The following is an 18101-nucleotide window of genomic DNA, read 5'->3' on the forward strand; positions in this document are numbered from 1 at the left end:
GGGGTGACCATCGTTCCGTCCTTTCGCGTGCGCCGGGCGCGGGTTGTGGCAGGTGGGCGGGCGGTAGGACAGCCTGCTTGGTTCGCGGTGGGGGCGAGGTGTCTTGGGGCATGGGGAGGTCGGCTCCTGACCTGCGCTTTTGCCTTCGCGTGACTCCGCGAAAGAGGAGCCACCGTCCATTGGCCACACTCGTATTCCTGCGCAGGCAGGAATCCAGGGCCAGGCAGACCAACGCCTTGTGGTGCTTGGGGCCCTGGGCTCCTGCCTTCGCAGGAGCACGGTCGGGGATTTGGCAAGGGGGCTTGCCTGCGCGAGAGTTCGCCAAGGGTGGCGCGGGCATCCCCGGCTTTCCTGAGGTCAGCCGATGAGGGGCGCGCGTCTCACCACCGCCTTCCCAACTGGGCCCCGGCCTTCGCCGGGGTACCGAGGTGAGCGAGTGGTTCCTTCCGGATCGCGGGTTTTTCTGCTGCTGGCCGTTTGCGCGCCACGGCTGGCCGCGGAGCGGGGCGCGCCGGACGGCCGTTAGTTTGACTTTAAGGGTCTGGTTGCACAGGGGAATGGCTCGACCGGGTCGGGCGGTCGACACAAGGGGCGCGCCTTTCTTGTTCTTGCGCAGCGATCACGAACTGCAATTCGCCGGCGGCGCCAGCGCGCGCTCGTTCGGACGCATGGAGGCGCCGGCGCGCGCCGCGACGCTGGGCGATCGGCTGCAGCTGCGCTTCCCCCATTTCGAACTGGCGCCGGACCTGGGGTCGCAGATCGGCTCGCGCGAATGGTGGCGGGGCGCCGCCACCTGTGCCGCGCTGCTGGCGGTCGGCTGGATGCTGTCGCCGGGGATCGGGCGGCCGATCCGGGCGGCGGTTCCTGCCGCCCTCGACGGCCGCGACTGGGAAGAGGCGCGGGCGCAGGCGTTCGGTGCGCGGGCGCTGGGCGCCACCAGCGGCATGCGGATGGCGGCGACCACAGGCGTGCGGCCGCTCGCCGATACGCCGGAGCGGCCGATCCTGGAGCTGACCGCGACGCTGGGGAACGGCGGCGGGCTGGCGGGCGTGCTCAAGCGATCGGGCGTCGGGGCCGAGGATGCGGTGCGCGCGGTGGCGCTGATCGGCAGCCGGGTGAGCCCGGGCGAGCTCAACCCGGGCACGCGCCTGGACATCACGCTGGGGCGGCGCGAGAGCAAGGCGCAGCCGCGGCCGCTGGAGAAGTTGGCGTTCCGGGCGCGCTTCGACCTGGCGCTGGAGCTGGCGCGGGCCGAGGGCGGGCTTGCGCTCAAGCCCATTCCGATCGCGATCGACCACACGCCGCTGCGCGTCCAGGGCCGGGTGGGGAGCAGCCTCTACCACGCTGCCCGTGCTGCCGGCGCGCCGGCCAAGGCGGTCGAGGCCTATATCAAGTCGCTTTCCACCCGCGTGCCGATGGGCCGGGTAGGGGGCAACGACCGGTTCGACATCATCATCGAGCGCCAGCGCGCGGAGACGGGCGAGGTCCAGCTCGGCAAGCTGCTCTACGCCGGGCTGGACCAGGGCAAGCGATCGGTGCGGCTGCTGCGCTGGGAAGAGGGCAGCAAGGTCCAGTGGTACGACCCCAAGGGGATCGGCCAGCGCCGCGGCGGCATGACCATGCCGATCAACGGGCGGCTGACCTCCAACTTCGGCTGGCGCGTGCACCCGCTGCTGCGCTTCCGCCGGCTGCACAAGGGGCTCGACATCGCCGCACCGACCGGCACCCCGATCCGGGCGGCGGCGGACGGCGTGGTGGCGCGCGCGGGGCGGGCCGGCGGCTACGGCAATTTCGTGAAGCTCAACCACAGCGGCGGGCTCGCCACCGGCTATGGCCACATGAGCCGGATCGCGGTGCGTGCGGGCCAGCGCGTGCGGCAGGGCTCGGTGATCGGCTATGTCGGGTCGACCGGCATCTCGACGGGGCCGCACCTCCATTACGAGCTGTGGAAGAACGGCGCGGCGGTGAATCCGCGCTCCGTGTCGCTGGCGAGCGTGCAGCAGCTGAGCGGCGAGGACCTGCGCCGGTTCAAGGCGACCTATGCGCGGCTGATGGCGGTGCCGACGGGGGCTGCGAAGGACTGAGGGCCGTACCGGCGTGACGCCGTGCTCCTGCGCAGGCAGGAGCCCAGAGCCAGGAACGGTGTCGCTTGGTACCCTCGGCTCCTGCCTTCGCAGGAGCACGGCAGTGTTTTGGGCGCGCTGCGGGGATCTCCTTTTCGTACCCCGGCGGAGGCCGGGGCCCAGGTGCGGTGGTCCCTAAGGTCGTGAACACCAACTGCGGCCATCCCAACTGGGCCCCGGCCTTCGCCGGGGTACGCTGCGGGTAGCTTCCGCTACCGCCCTGCGCGCCAGCGGCGGATGGTGCGTTCGAGGATGGCTTCCTCGCCGCCCGTCTCCCGCCAGAGCTGGGAGAAGAGCGGGTCGCCCGAGGCGGGGCGCTGGGCCTCGTCGAGCGAGTCGAAGCGGACGCGCACGGGGGTGGTGACGCCTTCGCCCGAGATGATGCACTCGCGGTTGCGCAGCGCCGGGATGGTATCGAGGAAGCCGCGCGCGCCCTCCGGCATCGCCGCCCGCACGAACGCCTGGTCGCGATCGTTGTTGAGGCGCATCGAGAGGATGGTGCCGCATTGCGACAGCACGCCTTCGGCCAAGTCCGATGGCCGCTGGGTGATGAGGCCGAGCGACACGCCGTACTTGCGGCCTTCCTTGGCGATGCGGCTGAGGATGCGGCCGACCGAGGAGGCGTCGGCGTTGCGCTCGTTGGGGACGTAGCGATGCGCTTCCTCGCACACGAGCAGGATCGGGCGCTGCGGCTCGTTGCGCGACCAGATGGCGAAGTCGAACACCATGCGGCTCAGCACCGCGACCACCACCGAGGTGATCTCGCTCGGCACGCCCGAGACGTCGATGATCGAGATCGGCTTGCCGTCGGAGGGCAGGCGGAAGACGCGCGACAGGAACGAGGCCATCGTGTCCGCGACCAGCATGCCGGAGAACATGAAGGCGTAGCGGGGATCGGCCTTGATCTCGTCGATCTTGCCCTTGAGCCGAAGGTACGGCGCGGTGTCGCCTGCGCGGTCCATCTTGCCCATTTCCTGGGCGAGGATGTTGGTGAGGTCCGACAGCAGGTACGGGATCGGCGCGTCGACGGTGAGCTTGCCGATCTCCTGCGCCAGCCGGTTCTTGGAACGGGCGGCGAGCAGGCATTTGGCGAGGATGTCGGCATCCACCTGCCGCTCGGAGCCGGAGGTGGTGAGCAGCACCTCGCAGTGCTCCTCGAAGTTCATCAGCCAATAGGGCATCTGCAGGTTGGACACGTCGTAGAGGGCACCGATCCCCTCAAACGCGGCGGAATATTCGCCGTGGGGGTCGATCATCACGATGTGCCCTTCCGGGCTGAGATCGCAGATGCGGTGGAGGATCAGCGCGGCGGCGGTCGACTTGCCGGTGCCGGTGGAGCCCAGCAGCGCGAAATGCTTGCCGAGCATGGCGTCAACCTGGAGCGCGGCGCGGATGTTGTCGGTGGGGTAGACGGTGCCGATCTCGATGTGCGCGCGCTCGTCGGCGGCGTACATCTGGTGGAGGTCGGCGGTGGCGAGCGGATAGACGGGCGTGCCCGGCATCGGATAGCGGGTGACGCCGCGGCGAAAGCCGTGGAGGCCGCCGGTGGTGCGGTCCTCGTCCGCCTCGCCCAGGAAGTCGATGGTGGCGAGCGCCTGGCGCTCCTCTTCGGGCGCGGCGCGGATCGCGCGGACGTTGGCGATCAGCCAGTTGCCGCCGGCGCGGATCTTCACCTGGCTGCCGATCTGGCCGGCGGCGGCGATGGCCGGATCGGGATCGTTGGTGAGGGTGTTCACCGTTTCCAGGTTGAGCAGGATCTGGCTGGCCGATCCGGCGATCTCCGTCACCGCGCCGATCGCGCGCAGCGGCGCTGCCCGTGCGGCGGCATCATGGAAGGATCGCGCACCCGTGGCTTCTGTCACCTGCAACTCCTCGGTCTTTGGGTCGAGCGATGCGCGGGCGATGGTAAAGAATGCGTTCCCTTGAGGCGCGCAGTGCGCCGTCAGAAGCGCCGCCACAAGGAGCCGGCGGCCCAGCCGAACAACACCGACAGCGCGACCGCGACCAGGCCGTAGGCGAGCGAGTCGTGCTCGGCGGCCTGCTCGACGAAGCGTTCGAAGCCCGACTTGCGGATGTCGATCTCGCGCACCGCGGCGGCCAGCACGCGGCCGTCGCGGATCAGGAAGGTCTCGGCGGTGAAGCGGCCGACCGGCACGCGCGCGGGGATGTCGACGGCCGCGCGGTAGAGGACGCCGTCGGTGATCTCCACCGCGCCCGGCGCCTCGTAATAGAGGCCCTGGCGGCGCTGGAGGTCGACCAGGCCGGCGGCGAAGCGCGCCTGTTCCTCCGCCGTGGCGCCCGAGGCGGGGGAAAGCTGGAGGCTGTCGAGCCCGAGTTCGTAGATGGCGCGGGTGCGGTCGTCGACCAGCTGCCCAATCGGCTTCGAGGAGGCGATGGCGTAGAAGGACGGAGCCGAGCGGAAGCGGGTGCGCGCGGCGTTCACCCAGATGCCGGCGACCTTTTCCTTTTCCCGCATGACGATCGACTGGGCGGGGCCCTTCACCACCACCACCACGTCGGCGGGGTGATCGGCATCGGGCTCGCGGCCGCCGGGATAGAGGATCGCGCCGAACAGCAGCAGCTCGGCGCCGGTGAAGCTGTAGGCGATCTGGATGTCGCGGCGCGACACGTCCGGGACGAGCACGGGCTTCGCCGCGGTGGCGCCCAGCAGCAGCGGCGCCAGCAGCAGGGCGAGCGCGCGCCTCACGACAGCTCGATCGTGTAGATCTCGTCGGGCCGCCAACCGAGCCCGAGCGCCATGCGGAAGGCGACCGCCAGCACCATCAGCGCCAGGATCAGGCGCAGATATTCGGGCTTCATCACCTGGGCGAACCGGGCGCCGATCTGGGCGCCGGTGACGGAGCCGATCAGCAGCAGCACGGCGAGCACGATGTCGACCGCCTTGGTGGTCATCGCATGCACCAGGGTCGCCGCGGCGGTCACGAACAGGATCTGGAACAGCGAGGTGCCGACCACCACGCGCGTGCCCATGCCGAGCAGGTAGAGCATGGCGGGCACCAGGACGAAGCCGCCGCCGACGCCCAGCAGCACCGTCAGAATGCCGACGCCGAAGCCCAGCAGCAGCGGCGCGAGCGGCGAGATGTAGAGGCCCGAGGCATAGAAGCGCCAGCGCAAGGGGAGCGCGGCCACGAACGGGTGGTGGCGGCGACGGGCGGCGGGCGGAGCCTTTGCACCGCGCAGCACGCGGATGCTGCCGACCGCCTCCTTCAGCATCAGCCCGCCGATCGAGCCCAAGAGCAGCACATAGATGAGCGCGATCACCGTATCGATCTGGCCGCTCGCCTGGAGCAGCCGGAAGATGCCGGCGCCCGCGATCGAGCCCATGACGCCGCCGACCGTCAGCACCGCGCCCATGCGCACGTCGACGCCGCCGCGGCGGAAGTGCGCGAAGACGCCCGACACACTGGCGCCGGTCACCTGGCTGGCGGCCGAGGCAGCGGCGACCGTGGGCGGGATGCCGTAGAAGATCAGCAGCGGGGTGGTGAGAAACCCGCCGCCGACCCCGAACATGCCCGACAGGAACCCCACGCCGCCGCCGAGCAGCACGATCACGAGCGCGTTGACCGACAGGTTCGCGACGGGGAGGTAGAGGTCCATTGTCCTGTCGATAGCCGTTTGGCCGGGCGGGACAAAGCCTTCAGAAATCCGTGCCGAGGGTCAGCGCCGGGCCGGAGCCCGGGGCCGCGTTGCCGGCAACGCGCTGGCGCCATTCGGCGGCGAGCCGCAGCTTCGGCCCGCCGGTGGGCACGGTGGCGACGAGCGAGGGGCCGATGTCGAGCCGGTTGGCGCCGCGCTGGGCGCCGCCCCAGGCGCCGGCGCCGAGCGCCAGCTGGAGGCGCTTGCCGCTAGAAACCGGGTGGAGCAGCCGGACGGCACCGTCGGCATAGGGCTCCCGCCGCGCGCGCAGAACGACGCCGGCTTGGCCATAGCCCTCCACCTGCAACCTGCCGAAGACCGGGGTGGGGTTGATGCCCGCGATCGCGCCGAGGCCGGTCCCGTCCGGGCCGGAGTCGAGCGCGATCCGCCGTTCGAGCAGGATCGAGACCGGGAGCGGAAGCTTGAGCGGCTGCCATTCGACGCCGAGTCCGGCCTCCTTGCCGACGCCGCGCAATGGGCTGGAGAGGCGGCCGGAAAGCGCGAGCGTGCGGGTGAGCGCATAGCGGATGCGGGCGCCGGCCTGGCTGCCGCCGAGCTGGGCCGGGCCGAACGCACCGTCGCCCGCCATGCTGCCGCCGCGCGCGACCAGCCAGGCGCTCGCCGACCAGCGGCGCGGCGCCTGGGGCTGGGTAACCAGCGCCAGAGCAGGTTCGGGTGAGGTGGCGACCTGCGGCGTGCGCGTCGCGCCCGGAGCCGACTCGGGGATGGACGAGATCGTGGCCGCAGCCGAGTGGAAGACAAGCGAGACGCCGGGGTCGCGCAGACTGGGCAGCACGCGTTCCGGCGACATCGCGTCGACGAAGCGCGGGTGCGCGGACGGCTGGGGAAAGGCAAACAGCGGCGCTGCGGGCATGGGGCTGAGCCCGGCGGGCGTCTCCGAGGCTTCCGCGACGGCGGCGAGTTCGGCGCCCGGCCACAGCAGCGTCGCGCGCGCGCCGGTCCAGCCGACCAGCACGAGCAGCAGGAACTTGATCGGCCTTCCCGCGCCCGTCATGCGGCGGCTTCGCCGGCAAGGCTGGGGAAATGGTGCGCGGTCTTGTCCCAGCGCAGCTCGGCGCCGCGCAGCATGGCGAGATAGCGAAAGATCGCGCGGCGGGCGGCGAGCAGCGCCACCAGATTGGCGATGATGGCGCGCGGGACCGAGCGGGCCCCCTCCTTCCAGCCGCAGCGCCTGCCGACGAAATGGGCGCGCATCGCGATCCGCCAGAGCAGCAGCGCGCTGTTGAGCATCAGCAGCAGCCGCATCGCGGGCGTGGCGTCGGCGCGGCTGGTGCCGATCAGCCAGTGGATGCTCTCCGAAATGCCCCAGCAGACCAGCGCCACATAGGCGGCGGCGAGCACCGGCACGGCCAGGATCGTGCGCCGGTCGCGCATCCGCATCCAGTGATCGGTCGCGCGGCCGCGCGCCGCCCAGCCGATCCGGTCCCAGCCGGCGAGCGCGATGCCGATCATCCAGCGCGCCTTTTGCCGCACGGCGGCGTCGAGCGTGGCGGGGAAATAGGCGCGCACCCCCACCGGCTGGTCGCCGCCGGTCTCCCGCACGTTCAGGAACAGCCCGCGCCCGCCGAGCATCGCGATGGTGAGGCCGAGCTCATAATCCTCGGTGAGGCTCGCCTCGTCGAACGGCACGCCGCCACGGGCGATGGCGATGCGCGCGAGCATCGGCACGGCGATCGCACAGCCGGTGCCGGCAAGCGGCAGCCCGGCGCCGAGTGCCTGGCGCACCGGCATCAGCTTGCCATGCGCCTCCGCAAATTCGTCGATGTAGTGGCCGGAAATCCAGCGCGAGCGGGGGTCGGCGAGCGGCAGCACCGGCAGCTGCACGGTGGTGGCATGGTCTAATCCCTGGTCGAGCAGCCGGAGCTCCTCGGGGTGGACGAGGTCCTCGGCATCGTGGAGCACCACGCCCTTGAACGGATGCCCTTCCGCGCGCTGGTCCGCCAGCAGCGCATGCCACAGCGCGTTCAGGCAGTCGGCCTTGGTGGTCGGGCCGGCGCGCGGGCAGACCACCAGGCGGACGCGCGGGTCCTCCTGCGCGACGGCCTGCACGGCGGCGACAGTCGCCGGGTCGTTGGGATAGGTGCCGGCATAGATGCGGTAGTCGGGATGGTCGAAGCGGGCGAGCGCGCTGCGCAGCATCAGCCCGATGACGGCCGCCTCGTCCCAGGCGGGGACGAACACCGCCAGCCGTCCCGGGGTGTAGGCACCTGGAGGCGTGGGCTCGGCGGCCTTGCGCCTGGGGCGCAGGCGACGCCCGAAATGGACCAAATCGGTCGCCAGATCGTCGGCACCGCCGATGAGAAAGCTGAACGCTGCGAACAGCACGACTTCGTGCAGCACGCCATCGAGCACTCCGATTGCCGTCGCCAGGCCCCCCACAGCGAACTCCCCCGATTCGGATGCGGTGACTATGTAGTAAACGCGAGGTTAGGCAAGTTGGTACGTAGTAGTAGGTGTTTACGTACTTCGCGCTTCGGGGAAGTACGTGCTTTCCTTCAGGTGCGACTTGAGAAGTCCTGGTAAAAATAGGTGCCGCATCTTTGGAGTTGCCCGCACCTGAACTATGGCCTCCGCCGGACTACGGCGAGCGCGGAGGCTGTTGGGGGCAGTGTTCCGCAGGGCGGAATAGTTCGTCCAGGCTGCGCCTGTGCGCCCGCGAAGGCGCCGGCGGCGAGGCGGGGCAGGCATCGCAGCCTGCCCCGGGCGGTGCGCGTTACCAGTAGAAGTTGCGGATCACGTCCACCACGCGGCCGCGGCGATAATCGACCAGCAGCACGTCGTCATAGTGGCGCACCCAGCGCAGGCCCGGGCGGGCCGGCGGCAGGCGGTAGCGCCACGGATCGGCGATCACATAGCGGCCGCCGTAATAGGGCGGGGCGATGCGGCCGCCGACGCGGAAGCTGGAATAGCGGAACGGCGCCTGCCAGGGGCCGCGGGCGTAGAGCCGCCGGTTGCCGTTGCGGTACGCGCGCCAGTCGTCGCGGCCCCAGCGATGATCGCGGGCATAGCGGGGCGGCGCCGGCCGCACGCCCGGACGGACGTCGTGGCGGTCGTAGCGGCCGCGGGTCTCGTGGCGGCGGTCGTCGCGATGATCCCGGCGATCCCAGTGCTCGCTGCGGGGCTGGGCGCTGGCGGCAACCGGGGCGACCACGCCGGACAGGACGGTCGTGGCGGCAAGGGCTGCAAGGATAAGGCTACGCATGGGGGCTCCTCTACACTGCGGGCATTGCCCGATGTGGAGGGGATAGCGCCCCGTCGCTGAACGGCCCGCAAACCGGTTCGTCAGGGAAACGAAAGCTGCGCGTCCGCCGCGCAGCCCCCGAAAGCTTACTGGTTCGGGTTGCCGCCGCCCGGGCCGCCGCCCATGCCGGCCGCGCCCACGCTGCCGATGTTGCCGAACAGATCCTGGAAGAAGCTCTGATGGCGACCAAGCGTCGGCGTCTTCTTGCCCGACGGGCTGATCGAGGCGACCTGTTCGATGCCGGTGCGATCGATCGACTGGACGGTGCCGTTCTGGTCGAAGCGGACGCGGATCGTGGTCTGCTCCTTTGGGTTCGGGCGATTGAAGGCCAGGTTGCGGCTGTCGCGCGACAGATAATACCATTCGGTGTTGCCGCTGCCGAACTGGCCGGTGAAGGTCGGGTGGCCGAGTGTGCTGGTCACCGACTCGCGATTGTCGACGCCCGGCTGGACGGCGTTCACGAGATCGGCGTCGATCACATAGCCCTGGTGCGTGCGCACGCGCGTGCAGCCCCCCAGGCCCAGCGCGGCCAGCGCCACGGCGGCAACGGCAATGCCGTGGTGCGCAAACAGCTTCATCGACTTCCTCCAGCAAACCCGGCGGGCGATTGCATCACGCGCCGATCGCCTCAATATGCGGGCCGGCGGTGCGCGACAAGGCCGCCCTCCGTTTCCGTCTTTCGAAAGCCGTCATGCGCCTGCTCGACCTGTTCCGTTCCCCGCCGCCCGATCCGCTCGCCCCCCTGTACGACGCCGTGATCGCGCGGGCGCGCCAGCCGCACTGGTATGTCGAGGGCGCGGTGCCCGACACCACCGACGGCCGGTTCGACATGCTGGCGGCGGTGCTGTCGATGGTGCTGCTGCGCCTGGAGGACACGCCCGAGGGGGCGATGCCGGCGGTGCGGCTGGCCGAGCGGTTCGTCGACGACATGGACGGGCAGCTGCGCCAGTCCGGCATCGGCGACATCGTGGTCGGCAAGCACATCGGGAAGATGATGGCGATGCTGGGCGGAAGGCTGGGCGCCTATCGCGAAGGGCTGGCGACGGGCGCGCTCGCGCCGGCAGTGCTGCGCAACCTCTATCGCGGCGAGGACCCGGGTGCTGCCCCGCTCGCGCATGTGGCGGGCGGGCTGGAGGCGCTGCACCGCGCGCTCGGAGAGACCGCGATCGACACATTGCTTGCTGGAAGGCTTCCCGAATGACCCCGACCCCTGAATTCAGCCGGCCGCACCGGCTCGACCGCATCGGCACGGGCGACAGCGACGTGCGGGTCGAGGCGAGCCCGGAGGAGCGGGCGGCGCTCGCCAAGCGCTTCCGCCTCGTGTCGATCGACGTGCTGGCGGCGGACTTCACGCTGCGCCGGGATGCGGCGGGCGTGGTGGCGCGCGGCACGCTCAAGGGCGCGGTGGTGCAGAGCTGCGTCGCGACCGCCGAGCCGGTGCCGGCGACGATCGACGAGAGCTTCGCGCTGCGCTTCCTGCCCGAAGGCACGCCCGAGGGCGACGAGATCGAGCTGTCGTCCGAGGAATGCGACACCATGTTCTTCGAGGGCGGCGCGATCGACCTGGGCGAGGCGGCGGCGGAGACGCTGGCGCTGGCGCTCGATCCGTTCCCGCGCGCGCCCAACGCCGATGCGATCCTGCGCGAGGCGGGCGTGGTGGGCGAGGACGAGGTGCAGCCGTTCACGGCCTTTTCGGTGCTCAAGGACAAGCTGAAATAGGGTGCCCGGGACCGCCGGTTCGTCGCCCCGCCGCCCGGGCGTGGTGCTGGCGATGCTGCTGCTCGTCTACAGCTTCAACTTCCTCGACCGGCAGATCCTGAGCATCCTGGCGATGCCGGTGAAGGCGGACCTGAAGCTCTCCGACTCGCAGCTAGGGATGCTGGGCGGGCTGGCGTTTGCGACGCTCTACTGCACGCTCGCGATTCCGCTGGCGATGCTGGCCGACCGGACGAGCCGCAGCTGGGTGATCACCGTGAGTCTCGCGGTGTGGAGCGGGTTCACGGCGCTGTGCGGGACGGCGCAGGGCTTTGCGCAGATGTTCCTGTTCCGGGTCGGCGTGGGCGTGGGCGAGGCGGGGGGCGTGGCGCCCTCCTACGCGCTGATCGCCGACACCTTTCCCCCCGGCAGGCGCGCGCGGGCGCTGGCGATCTATGGGCTGGGCATCCCGATCGGATCGGCCGTCGGCGTGCTGCTGGGCGGCGCGATCGCGGCGGCGGTCGAATGGCGCACGGCGTTCGTAGTGATGGGGGTGGCGGGGCTGCTCACCGCGCCGGTGTTCCGGTTGCTGGTGCGCGATCCGCCGCGCACGCGTACCGGACAGGCGCCGCTGCTGCCGGTGTTCGGGATGCTGGCGCGCAAGCCGAGCTTCTGGCTGCTCTCGCTGGGCGGGGCGGCAGGATCGGTTGCGGGCTATGGCATCGCCTTCTGGATGCCGAGCCTGATGATGCGCAGCTTCGGGCTCGACCTGGCGGAGACGGGGCGGTTCGTGGGTCGCGGCCTTCGCGCTGTTCCTCCTGCCGCAGGCGCTGGTCTATGCCTGGCCCGGGCCGCTGCTGACGGCGGTGCAGCAGCTGGTGCCCGCCGCGATGCGCAGCACCGCCAGCGCGTGCTTCCTGCTCATCAACAACCTGATCGGGCTGGGGCTGGGATCGTGGCTGGTGGGCGCGCTGTCGAAGGCGCTGACGCCGCAGCTGGGCGACGAGGCGCTGCGCTATGCGATGCTGGCGGCGCTCGGCTGCTACCTGATCGCGGGCGCGTTGATGGCGGCGGCGGCGCGGGTGCTGCCGGGCGACTGGGTCGACGAGTAGCGACAGCGGGGGCGCGGCGCCCTATATCGGCCGGGCCGGCGCAACGACGCCGTGCACGCAGGAGAGATGTATGACCGCCGCCGACCCGACCGTGATCCTGTCCTATGCCCGCACGCCGATGGGCGGGTTCCAGGGGGCGCTCGCGGCCGTTCCCGCCACCCGATTGGGCGCTACCGCGATCCGCGCGGCCGTGGAGCGCGCCGGCGTCGCCCCGGAAGACATCGAGCGCGCCTATATGGGCTGCGTGCTGTCGGCAGGGCTGGGCCAGGCGCCGGCGCGGCAGGCGGCGCTCCATGCCGGGCTGCCGCAGTCGGTCGAGGCGACCACGGTCAACAAGATGTGCGGATCGGGCATGAAGGCGGCGATGATGGCCGCCGACGCGCTGGCGGCCGGGTCGTGCGACCTGATCGTGGCGGGCGGCATGGAGAGCATGTCCAACGCGCCGTACCTGATGACCAAGCATCGCGCCGGCGCGCGCATCGGCCATGACACGATCTACGACCATATGATGCTCGACGGGCTGGAGGACGCCTATGAGCCCGGCCGCGCGATGGGCACCTTTGCCGAGGACAGTGCCCGCGAATACCAGTTCACGCGGGAAGCGCAGGACGCGTTCGCGATCGAATCGCTCACGCGCGCGCAGGCGGCGCAGACGTCGGGCGCGTTCGACCGGGAGATCGTTCCGGTCGAGGTGGTCGGCCGCAAGGGCAGCGTCACCGTGACCGCCGACGAGCAGCCGGCGAAGGGCGACGTGGCGCGCATCCCCACGTTGAAGGCCGCCTTTGCGAAGGAAGGCACGATCACCGCGGCCAATGCGTCGTCAATCTCCGACGGGGCGGCGGCGCTGGTGCTGGCGCGCCAGTCGGTGGCGGAGGCGCGTGGGTTGAAGCCGATCGCGCGCATCGTCGCGCATGCCGCGCATGCGCGTGCGCCTGCGCAGTTCACCACCGCGCCGGTGGGGGCCGTGCAGCGCGTGCTCGACAAGGCGGGCTGGTCGGTGGCCGACGTCGACCTGTTCGAGATCAACGAGGCGTTTGCGTGCGTGGCGATGATCGCGATGCAGGATTTGGGGATCGCGCATGACCAGGTGAACGTGCACGGCGGCGCCACCGCGCTGGGGCACCCGATCGGCGCGTCGGGCGCGCGGGTGCTGGCGACGCTGTTGTCGGCGATGGAAGCGCGCGGCGCCCGGCGCGGGGTCGCCACGCTGTGCATCGGTGGGGGCGAGGCGACCGCGATGGCGGTCGAGCGGATCGATTCATGATTGCTGGGGGGAGGAACTGCCGATGCGTCGTCGCGACCTGTTGGGGGCCGGCATGGCCCTGCCGCTAGCTTCCAGCGCGCTTGCGGCGCCTGCACCGGCGCTCCCCAGGGGCATCCGGCGGCTGTCGCCCAAGCTCGACGCGATCCTGGATGCCAACGCGCCGGTGGAGATACTGGGCGGTGGCTATCAATGGTCGGAGGGGCCGGTGTGGGTGCCGCGCGGCGGCGGCATGCTGCTGTTCTCCGACGTTCCGGCCAATCGCATGTGGCGCTGGCGGCGGGACAAGGGCTTCGACCTGTTCCTGGAGCCGTCGGGGCTGGTGGGGCCGATCCCCAAGTCGATCCGGGAGGCGGGATCGAACGGGCTGGCGCTCGACGGGCGCGGGCGGCTGCTGATCGCGGACAGCGGCAGCCGCCTGGTGGCGCGGCTCGACTTCGCCACCAAGCGCAAGACGACGGTGGTCGACCGGTTCGAGGGCAAGCGCTTCAACAGCCCCAACGACGTGATCTGCGCCAGCGACGGCGCGCTCTATTTCACCGATCCGCCCTATGGACTGGCGGACGAGGGCGAGTCGCCATTGCGCGAGCTCGACTTCTGCGGCGTGTATCGGCTGGCGCCGGACGGGCGGCTGGAGGTGCTGGACCGCAGCCTCACGCGGCCGAACGGCATCGCGCTCTCGCCCGACGAGGGCACGCTCTACGTCGCGGTGTCGGACCCGAAGGGGCCGGTGCTGGTCGCCTACACGCTCGACGCGCGCGGCATGCCGACCGCCAAGCGCGTGCTGGTCGACTTCGCCGCCGATGTGGCGGCCGGCCTGCCGGGGCTGCCGGACGGCATGAAGGTCGCGGCGGAGGGGCATCTGTTCGCGAGCGGCCCCGGCGGCATGCACGTGCTGAGCCCGGAGGGCGAGCGGCTGGGGCTGATCCAGAGCGGCGACGTCATATCCAACTGCACGATCGGCGAGGGCGGGGCGGCGCTGTACATGTCGTCCAACCATGCGATCGCGCGGGTCTCGCTGAAGCCGCGGGGGTAGGTGGGGGACGGGGGTGACCTCAACTTGTACCCCGGCGGAGGCCGGGGCCCAGTTAGCGTGGCCTCTGAGGTTGGCCGCTCCCCTTCGCCGCTTTCCCACCTGGGCCCCGGCCTTCGCCGGGGTACGAGGGGAGGGGGGATGGGATGGCGTCGTTTCGCTTTTTCGTGCTCCCGCGCAGGCGGGAGCCCAGGGTGTCGATCGCGGGCGGTGGTTTGCTTGGCCCTGGATCCCCGCCTTCGCGGGAATACGGTGGGGGCGCGTCGTCCGCCCAAAGGCGAGAAGGGGTAACCGGGCCCTCGCCGCGAGGCAGAGCGCGAGTCAGAGGATGCCCGGGAAGGTGCCGCCGTCGATCAGCAGGCTCTGGCCGGTGATGTAGCCGGCGTGGGTGGAGCAGAGAAAGGCGCAGGTGGCGCCGAACTCGGCCGGGGTGCCGAGCCGCCTGGCGGGGATCGAGGCTTCGCGCTTGGCGCGCTCCTCGGCCTCGCTCGCACCGGACTTGGCCGCGGCCTGCGCGACGATGCTGGCGATACGGTCGGTGTCGAAGGAGCCCGGCAGCAGGTTGTTGATCGTCACATTAGCGTGGGCGACCGAGCGGGCGACGCCGGCGACCAGGCCGGTGAGCCCGGCGCGCGCCCCGCTCGACAGGTCGAGGCCGGGGAGCGGCATCTTCACCGAGCCCGACGTGATGTTGACGATCCGGCCGAAGCGCCGCTCGACCATGCCGGGCAAGAGCGCGTGGATCAGCAGCGTCGGGGTGACGAGGTTGCTTTCCAGCCCGGCGCGGATCTTGTCGGCGTCGAGGTCCTCGAACGGGCGGAGCGGCGGGCCGGCATTGTTGTTGACCAGGATGTCGGCATCCGGCGCGGCGGCGAGCAGCGCCTGGCGCCCTTCTTCGGTGCCGACGTCGGCCGCCACCGCGATCACCTCCGCGCGCGTCGACTGCCGGATCACCGCGGCCGTCGCCTCGAGCTTTTCGGCGTTGCGGCCGTTGAGGATGATGCGCGCGCCCGCCTGGGCCAGCGCCTCCGCGCAGCCGCGGCCGAGCCCGGCGCTGGAGGCACAAAGGATGGCGGTGCGGCCGGCGATGCCCAGGTCCATGGTCTTGCTCCTTTTTCCGCGCGCCTGTCCGTTCCCGTTGGCGGCGGATTTGCGTTGAAACCGCGCATGGTCCATTTTGGGGCCCGGACAAAGGGTTGAGTGGCGCGTGACGACGGTAGAGCAACTGCAGGAAAGCGCGCCGATCGGCCATGACCTTTCGGCCTGCGATCGGGAGCCCATCCACCTCTCCGGGGCGATCCAGCCGCACGGGCTGCTGCTGATCGTCGATGCCGCGACGCTCAGGACCGTCGCCGGTGCGGGCGACCTGGAGGCGCGGCTTGCGCCCGACTGGCTCGACCGCCCGATCGCGGAGCTGATCGGCCAGGACATCGCCGCGCTGCTGCGATCGGCCGACATGGGACCGGGCGGCACGCTGCGCCTGGCGCCGGTGGCCGGCACCGAGGGACCGCTGGAGGCGAGCCTTCACCGTTCGGGCGACATGCTGATCGTCGAGCTGGAGCCGCAGCCGGAGCCGGTGCGACCGGCGATCGAGGTGCTGGTCGGCCTGGAGCGCGCGGCCGCGACCTTCGAGCGGGCGGCCGACCTGGTCCAGCTGTGCGAGCGTGCGGCGGTCGCCTTTCGCCAGCTCACCGGCTTCGACCGGGTGATGCTCTATCGCTTCCTGGACGATGGCGCCGGGGTCGTGCTGGCGGAGGACCGGGCGCCGGGGCTCGACAGCTTCCTCAACCATCATTTTCCCGCCTCCGACATCCCGCGCCAGGCGCGCGCGCTCTATGTGCGCAACCGCGTCCGCGTGATCCCGGACGCGCACTATACGCCCGCGCCGATCCGGCCGGAATCGGCGAACCAGGGCGGGATCGACCTGTCGGACGTGGCGCTGCGCAGCGTCTCGCCGATCCACCTCCAGTATCTGCGCAACATGGGGGTGGAGGCGTCGGCGTCGATCTCGATCGTGCGCGACGGCGTGCTGTGGGGGCTGGTCGCCTGCCATCACGACAGCCCGCGCCGGATGGATCCGGAACTGCGCGCCGCCGCCCGCGCGCTGGCGAGCGGCCTCGCCCGCCAGATCCGCGCGCAGGAGGAAGCCGAAAGCTATCGCGAGCGGCTGCGGCTGCATGCGGGCGAGGACCTGGTCACCGCGCGGCTGGGCGGCGAGCAGCCGATCCGGGTGCAGCTGGCCCAGTGCGGCAAGGAGCTGGCGGAGCTGCTGGATGCCGACGGCTTTGCGCTGGTGTGCGGCGATACCGTGTCGCGCGAGGGGCACTGCCCAGACGATGCGGACCTGCTGCGGCTGGCCGAGTGGGTCGACGGGCAGGGCGGCGGGCTGGTGGTCAGCCGGGAGCTTTCGACGTTGTTCCCGCCGGCAGAAGGCTATGCCGGCGTCGGCAGCGGGCTGCTGGGCATGCCGATCGACGGCACCGAATGCATGGCGCTGTGGTTCCGGATGGAGGAGGTCGAGCGCGTCAACTGGGCCGGCAACCCGCACAAGGCGGTGGAGGTGGAGCCCGGCGCGGTGCTGACGCCGCGCGCCTCGTTCGAAAGCTGGTCGCAGATCGTGCGCGGACGCGCGCGCCGCTGGACGCTGGAGGAGGTCAAGGCCGCGCACCGACTGCGCGGCGTGCTGCACGACCTGCGCCAGCGGGTGCGGCTGCGCGAGCTCAACGGGCAGCTGTCGGCGGCGAACCGCGAGCAGGAGCTGCTGCTGCGCCAGAAGGACGTGCTGATGCACGAGGTGAACCACCGCGTGCAGAACAGCCTGCAGCTGGTTTCCGCCTTCCTGGGCATGCAGGCGCGCGCGGTTGGCGATGCCGACCTGACGAGCCACCTGACCGAGGCGCAGGCGCGGCTGTCCGCCGTGGCGCTGGTCCACCGCCGCCTCTATCGCGACGACCAGGTCGAGGCGGTGGAGCTCAGCCGATACCTGGACGAGCTGATGACCGACATGCGGGCGTCGCTGGGGGCGGACTGGGGATCGGCGCTGCGCGTCTATCTCGCGCCGGTGCTGGTGCCGACGGGCCGCGCGGTGGACATCGGGCTGATCACGACCGAGCTGGTCATCAACGCGACCAAATACGCCTATCCGGGCACCACCGGCCCGATCACGGTGATGCTGGAGCAGCACCGCGCCAACCTGCGGCTGATCGTCGAGGACCAGGGCCGCGGCAAGAGCGGCGCCGGCGAGGGCTTCGGCAGCCGGATGATGAAGGCGCTCGTCGGCCGGCTGGGCGGCGAACTGGCGTTCGAGGACAATGCGCCCGGACTGCGCGTGATCCTGACCGCACCGATCGAGGAAAGCGGCCGCTAGGCGGCTTCGGCCGCCTGCTGGTAGAGCGCGAAGCCGGCGGCGGCCCCGGCAAGCGCAGCCTCGATCCAGCCGGGGCCGCCGGCCTCGCCCGCCTGGTCGAGCCAGGCGAGGAAGGCGCGCCATTCGCCCTTCCCATGCGCGGCGGAGAGGTAGCGCGCGGGGAGCCCCGCGCCGACCTGCCGCGCGAGATAGACGCCGCCGAGGCGCGATCCCTCGACCACATAGGCGAGGCCGGCGATTGCAGCGTCACTTTCCGGCAGCGCGAGCGGCAGTTCGGGCGGCAGCGGCCGGCCGAGGTCTGCGAGGTCCTCGGCCAGCAGCGGGGTGCGCGGGCGCCAACGGAAAAGCGCCGGGGCCGCTGCCATCGCCGCCTCCGCCACCGGCAGCGCGCGGGCGTGGGCGACCAGCATCGCGGCATAGCTGTCGCGGTCGGCGAGATCGAAGCGTGCGAAGGCGGCGTCGACGCGCTCGTGCGCGGCGCGGGTGGTCTCGCGAAGAAGGGCGCTGGCGTGCATCGCGGCGGCTGTAGCGCCGGGGCCGCACCGGGTCGAGCCTGCGGGTCGCGTGGCCCAGTGCGTGCGCTTGCGGCCT

15 protein-coding genes and 1 pseudogene are annotated in these 18101 nt (G+C 71.3%); 7 read left to right on the forward strand and 9 right to left on the reverse strand.

Annotated features, from left to right (window positions below):
• The first annotated feature begins 602 nt into the window (after window positions 1–602).
• On the forward strand, window positions 603–2084 hold the full coding sequence (locus MHZ35_RS10890; protein WP_239435616.1) for a M23 family metallopeptidase: 1482 nt from the start codon (window positions 603–605) through the stop codon (window positions 2082–2084).
• 251 nt (window positions 2085–2335) lie between these two features.
• On the opposite strand, the gene MHZ35_RS10895 is transcribed toward MHZ35_RS10890, so the two are convergent.
• The 7 genes from MHZ35_RS10895 to MHZ35_RS10925 all read right to left on the reverse strand — a co-directional run bounded on the left by MHZ35_RS10895 (window position 2336) and on the right by MHZ35_RS10925 (window position 9620).
• On the reverse strand, window positions 2336–3985 hold the full coding sequence (locus MHZ35_RS10895) for an ATP-binding protein (protein ID WP_446741044.1): 1650 nt from the start codon (window positions 3983–3985) through the stop codon (window positions 2336–2338).
• Between the two features lie 80 nt (window positions 3986–4065).
• Complete coding sequence (locus tag MHZ35_RS10900) at window positions 4066–4830, reverse strand: TIGR02186 family protein (RefSeq protein ID WP_239435617.1); 765 nt, start codon at window positions 4828–4830, stop codon at window positions 4066–4068.
• Window positions 4827–5741: a sulfite exporter TauE/SafE family protein gene (locus MHZ35_RS10905; RefSeq protein ID WP_239435618.1), complete on the reverse strand. Its 915-nt coding sequence runs from the start codon at window positions 5739–5741 to the stop codon at window positions 4827–4829. The genes MHZ35_RS10900 and MHZ35_RS10905 overlap by 4 nt, the downstream gene beginning before the upstream one ends.
• A gap of 40 nt (window positions 5742–5781) precedes the next feature.
• Window positions 5782–6795: a hypothetical protein gene (locus MHZ35_RS10910; protein WP_239435619.1), complete on the reverse strand. Its 1014-nt coding sequence runs from the start codon at window positions 6793–6795 to the stop codon at window positions 5782–5784.
• The gene (locus MHZ35_RS10915; RefSeq protein ID WP_239435620.1) at window positions 6792–8180 is read right to left on the reverse strand and encodes a glycosyl transferase family protein; all 1389 of its coding nucleotides are present in this window, start codon (window positions 8178–8180) and stop codon (window positions 6792–6794) included. Before MHZ35_RS10915 ends, MHZ35_RS10910 begins: the two co-directional genes overlap by 4 nt.
• A gap of 334 nt (window positions 8181–8514) precedes the next feature.
• Entirely contained in the window at window positions 8515–9003 is a 489-nt protein-coding gene (locus MHZ35_RS10920; RefSeq protein ID WP_239435621.1) for an RcnB family protein, read from the reverse strand.
• 125 nt (window positions 9004–9128) lie between these two features.
• Window positions 9129–9620, reverse strand: a complete 492-nt coding sequence (locus MHZ35_RS10925; protein ID WP_125959084.1) for an outer membrane protein assembly factor BamE — start codon at window positions 9618–9620, stop codon at window positions 9129–9131.
• A gap of 113 nt (window positions 9621–9733) precedes the next feature.
• Between MHZ35_RS10925 and MHZ35_RS10930 the strand changes: the two genes are divergently transcribed.
• The 5 genes and pseudogenes from MHZ35_RS10930 (at window position 9734) to MHZ35_RS10950 (ending at window position 14146) form a co-directional block, all read left to right on the forward strand.
• Window positions 9734–10243 carry a ubiquinol-cytochrome C chaperone family protein gene (locus MHZ35_RS10930; protein WP_125959083.1) on the forward strand — a complete coding sequence of 170 codons (510 nt, stop codon included), beginning with the start codon at window positions 9734–9736 and terminating at the stop codon, window positions 10241–10243.
• Entirely contained in the window at window positions 10240–10761 is a 522-nt protein-coding gene (locus tag MHZ35_RS10935) for a YceD family protein (protein WP_239435622.1), read from the forward strand. Before MHZ35_RS10930 ends, MHZ35_RS10935 begins: the two co-directional genes overlap by 4 nt.
• Before the next feature lie 52 nt (window positions 10762–10813).
• Window positions 10814–11849: pseudogene (locus MHZ35_RS10940) on the forward strand (spinster family MFS transporter).
• Between the two features lie 70 nt (window positions 11850–11919).
• Window positions 11920–13113 (forward strand): acetyl-CoA C-acyltransferase, encoded by a 1194-nt coding sequence (locus MHZ35_RS10945; RefSeq protein ID WP_239435623.1) that lies wholly within the window; start codon window positions 11920–11922, stop codon window positions 13111–13113.
• Between the two features lie 22 nt (window positions 13114–13135).
• Window positions 13136–14146 carry an SMP-30/gluconolactonase/LRE family protein gene (locus MHZ35_RS10950; RefSeq protein ID WP_239435624.1) on the forward strand — a complete coding sequence of 337 codons (1011 nt, stop codon included), beginning with the start codon at window positions 13136–13138 and terminating at the stop codon, window positions 14144–14146.
• A gap of 318 nt (window positions 14147–14464) precedes the next feature.
• Here the strand turns inward: MHZ35_RS10950 and MHZ35_RS10955 are convergent, their stop codons facing one another.
• Window positions 14465–15244: an SDR family oxidoreductase gene (locus MHZ35_RS10955; protein ID WP_239435625.1), complete on the reverse strand. Its 780-nt coding sequence runs from the start codon at window positions 15242–15244 to the stop codon at window positions 14465–14467.
• A 106-nt stretch (window positions 15245–15350) separates the two neighbouring features.
• On the opposite strand from MHZ35_RS10955, the gene MHZ35_RS10960 reads away from it, so the two are divergent.
• Entirely contained in the window at window positions 15351–17510 is a 2160-nt protein-coding gene (locus MHZ35_RS10960; protein WP_239435626.1) for a histidine kinase dimerization/phosphoacceptor domain -containing protein, read from the forward strand.
• On the opposite strand, the gene MHZ35_RS10965 is transcribed toward MHZ35_RS10960, so the two are convergent.
• Window positions 17507–18025 (reverse strand): biliverdin-producing heme oxygenase, encoded by a 519-nt coding sequence (locus tag MHZ35_RS10965; RefSeq protein WP_239435627.1) that lies wholly within the window; start codon window positions 18023–18025, stop codon window positions 17507–17509. The two genes, MHZ35_RS10960 and MHZ35_RS10965, sit on opposite strands and share 4 nt — an antisense overlap.
• Window positions 18026–18101 lie beyond the last annotated feature (76 nt).

Origin of the sequence: Sphingomonas sp. ACRSK, assembly GCF_022346685.1 — a bacterium.
Lineage (GTDB): Bacteria > Pseudomonadota > Alphaproteobacteria > Sphingomonadales > Sphingomonadaceae > Sphingomonas > Sphingomonas molluscorum.

Bases quoted from the DNA above. Each gene is read 5' to 3' on its own strand.
- MHZ35_RS10905 (WP_239435618.1), bottom strand. From the start codon at position 5,741: ATGGACCTCTACCTCCCCGTCGCGAACCTGTCGGTCAACGCGCTCGTG.
- MHZ35_RS10910 (WP_239435619.1), bottom strand. From the start codon at position 6,795: ATGACGGGCGCGGGAAGGCCGATCAAGTTCCTGCTGCTCGTGCTGGTC.
- MHZ35_RS10920 (WP_239435621.1), bottom strand. From the start codon at position 9,003: ATGCGTAGCCTTATCCTTGCAGCCCTTGCCGCCACGACCGTCCTGTCC.
- MHZ35_RS10925 (WP_125959084.1), bottom strand. From the start codon at position 9,620: ATGAAGCTGTTTGCGCACCACGGCATTGCCGTTGCCGCCGTGGCGCTG.
- MHZ35_RS10930 (WP_125959083.1), top strand. From the start codon at position 9,734: ATGCGCCTGCTCGACCTGTTCCGTTCCCCGCCGCCCGATCCGCTCGCC.
- MHZ35_RS10935 (WP_239435622.1), top strand. From the start codon at position 10,240: ATGACCCCGACCCCTGAATTCAGCCGGCCGCACCGGCTCGACCGCATC.
- MHZ35_RS10945 (WP_239435623.1), top strand. From the start codon at position 11,920: ATGACCGCCGCCGACCCGACCGTGATCCTGTCCTATGCCCGCACGCCG.
- MHZ35_RS10950 (WP_239435624.1), top strand. From the start codon at position 13,136: ATGCGTCGTCGCGACCTGTTGGGGGCCGGCATGGCCCTGCCGCTAGCT.
- MHZ35_RS10955 (WP_239435625.1), bottom strand. From the start codon at position 15,244: ATGGACCTGGGCATCGCCGGCCGCACCGCCATCCTTTGTGCCTCCAGC.
- MHZ35_RS10965 (WP_239435627.1), bottom strand. From the start codon at position 18,025: ATGCACGCCAGCGCCCTTCTTCGCGAGACCACCCGCGCCGCGCACGAG.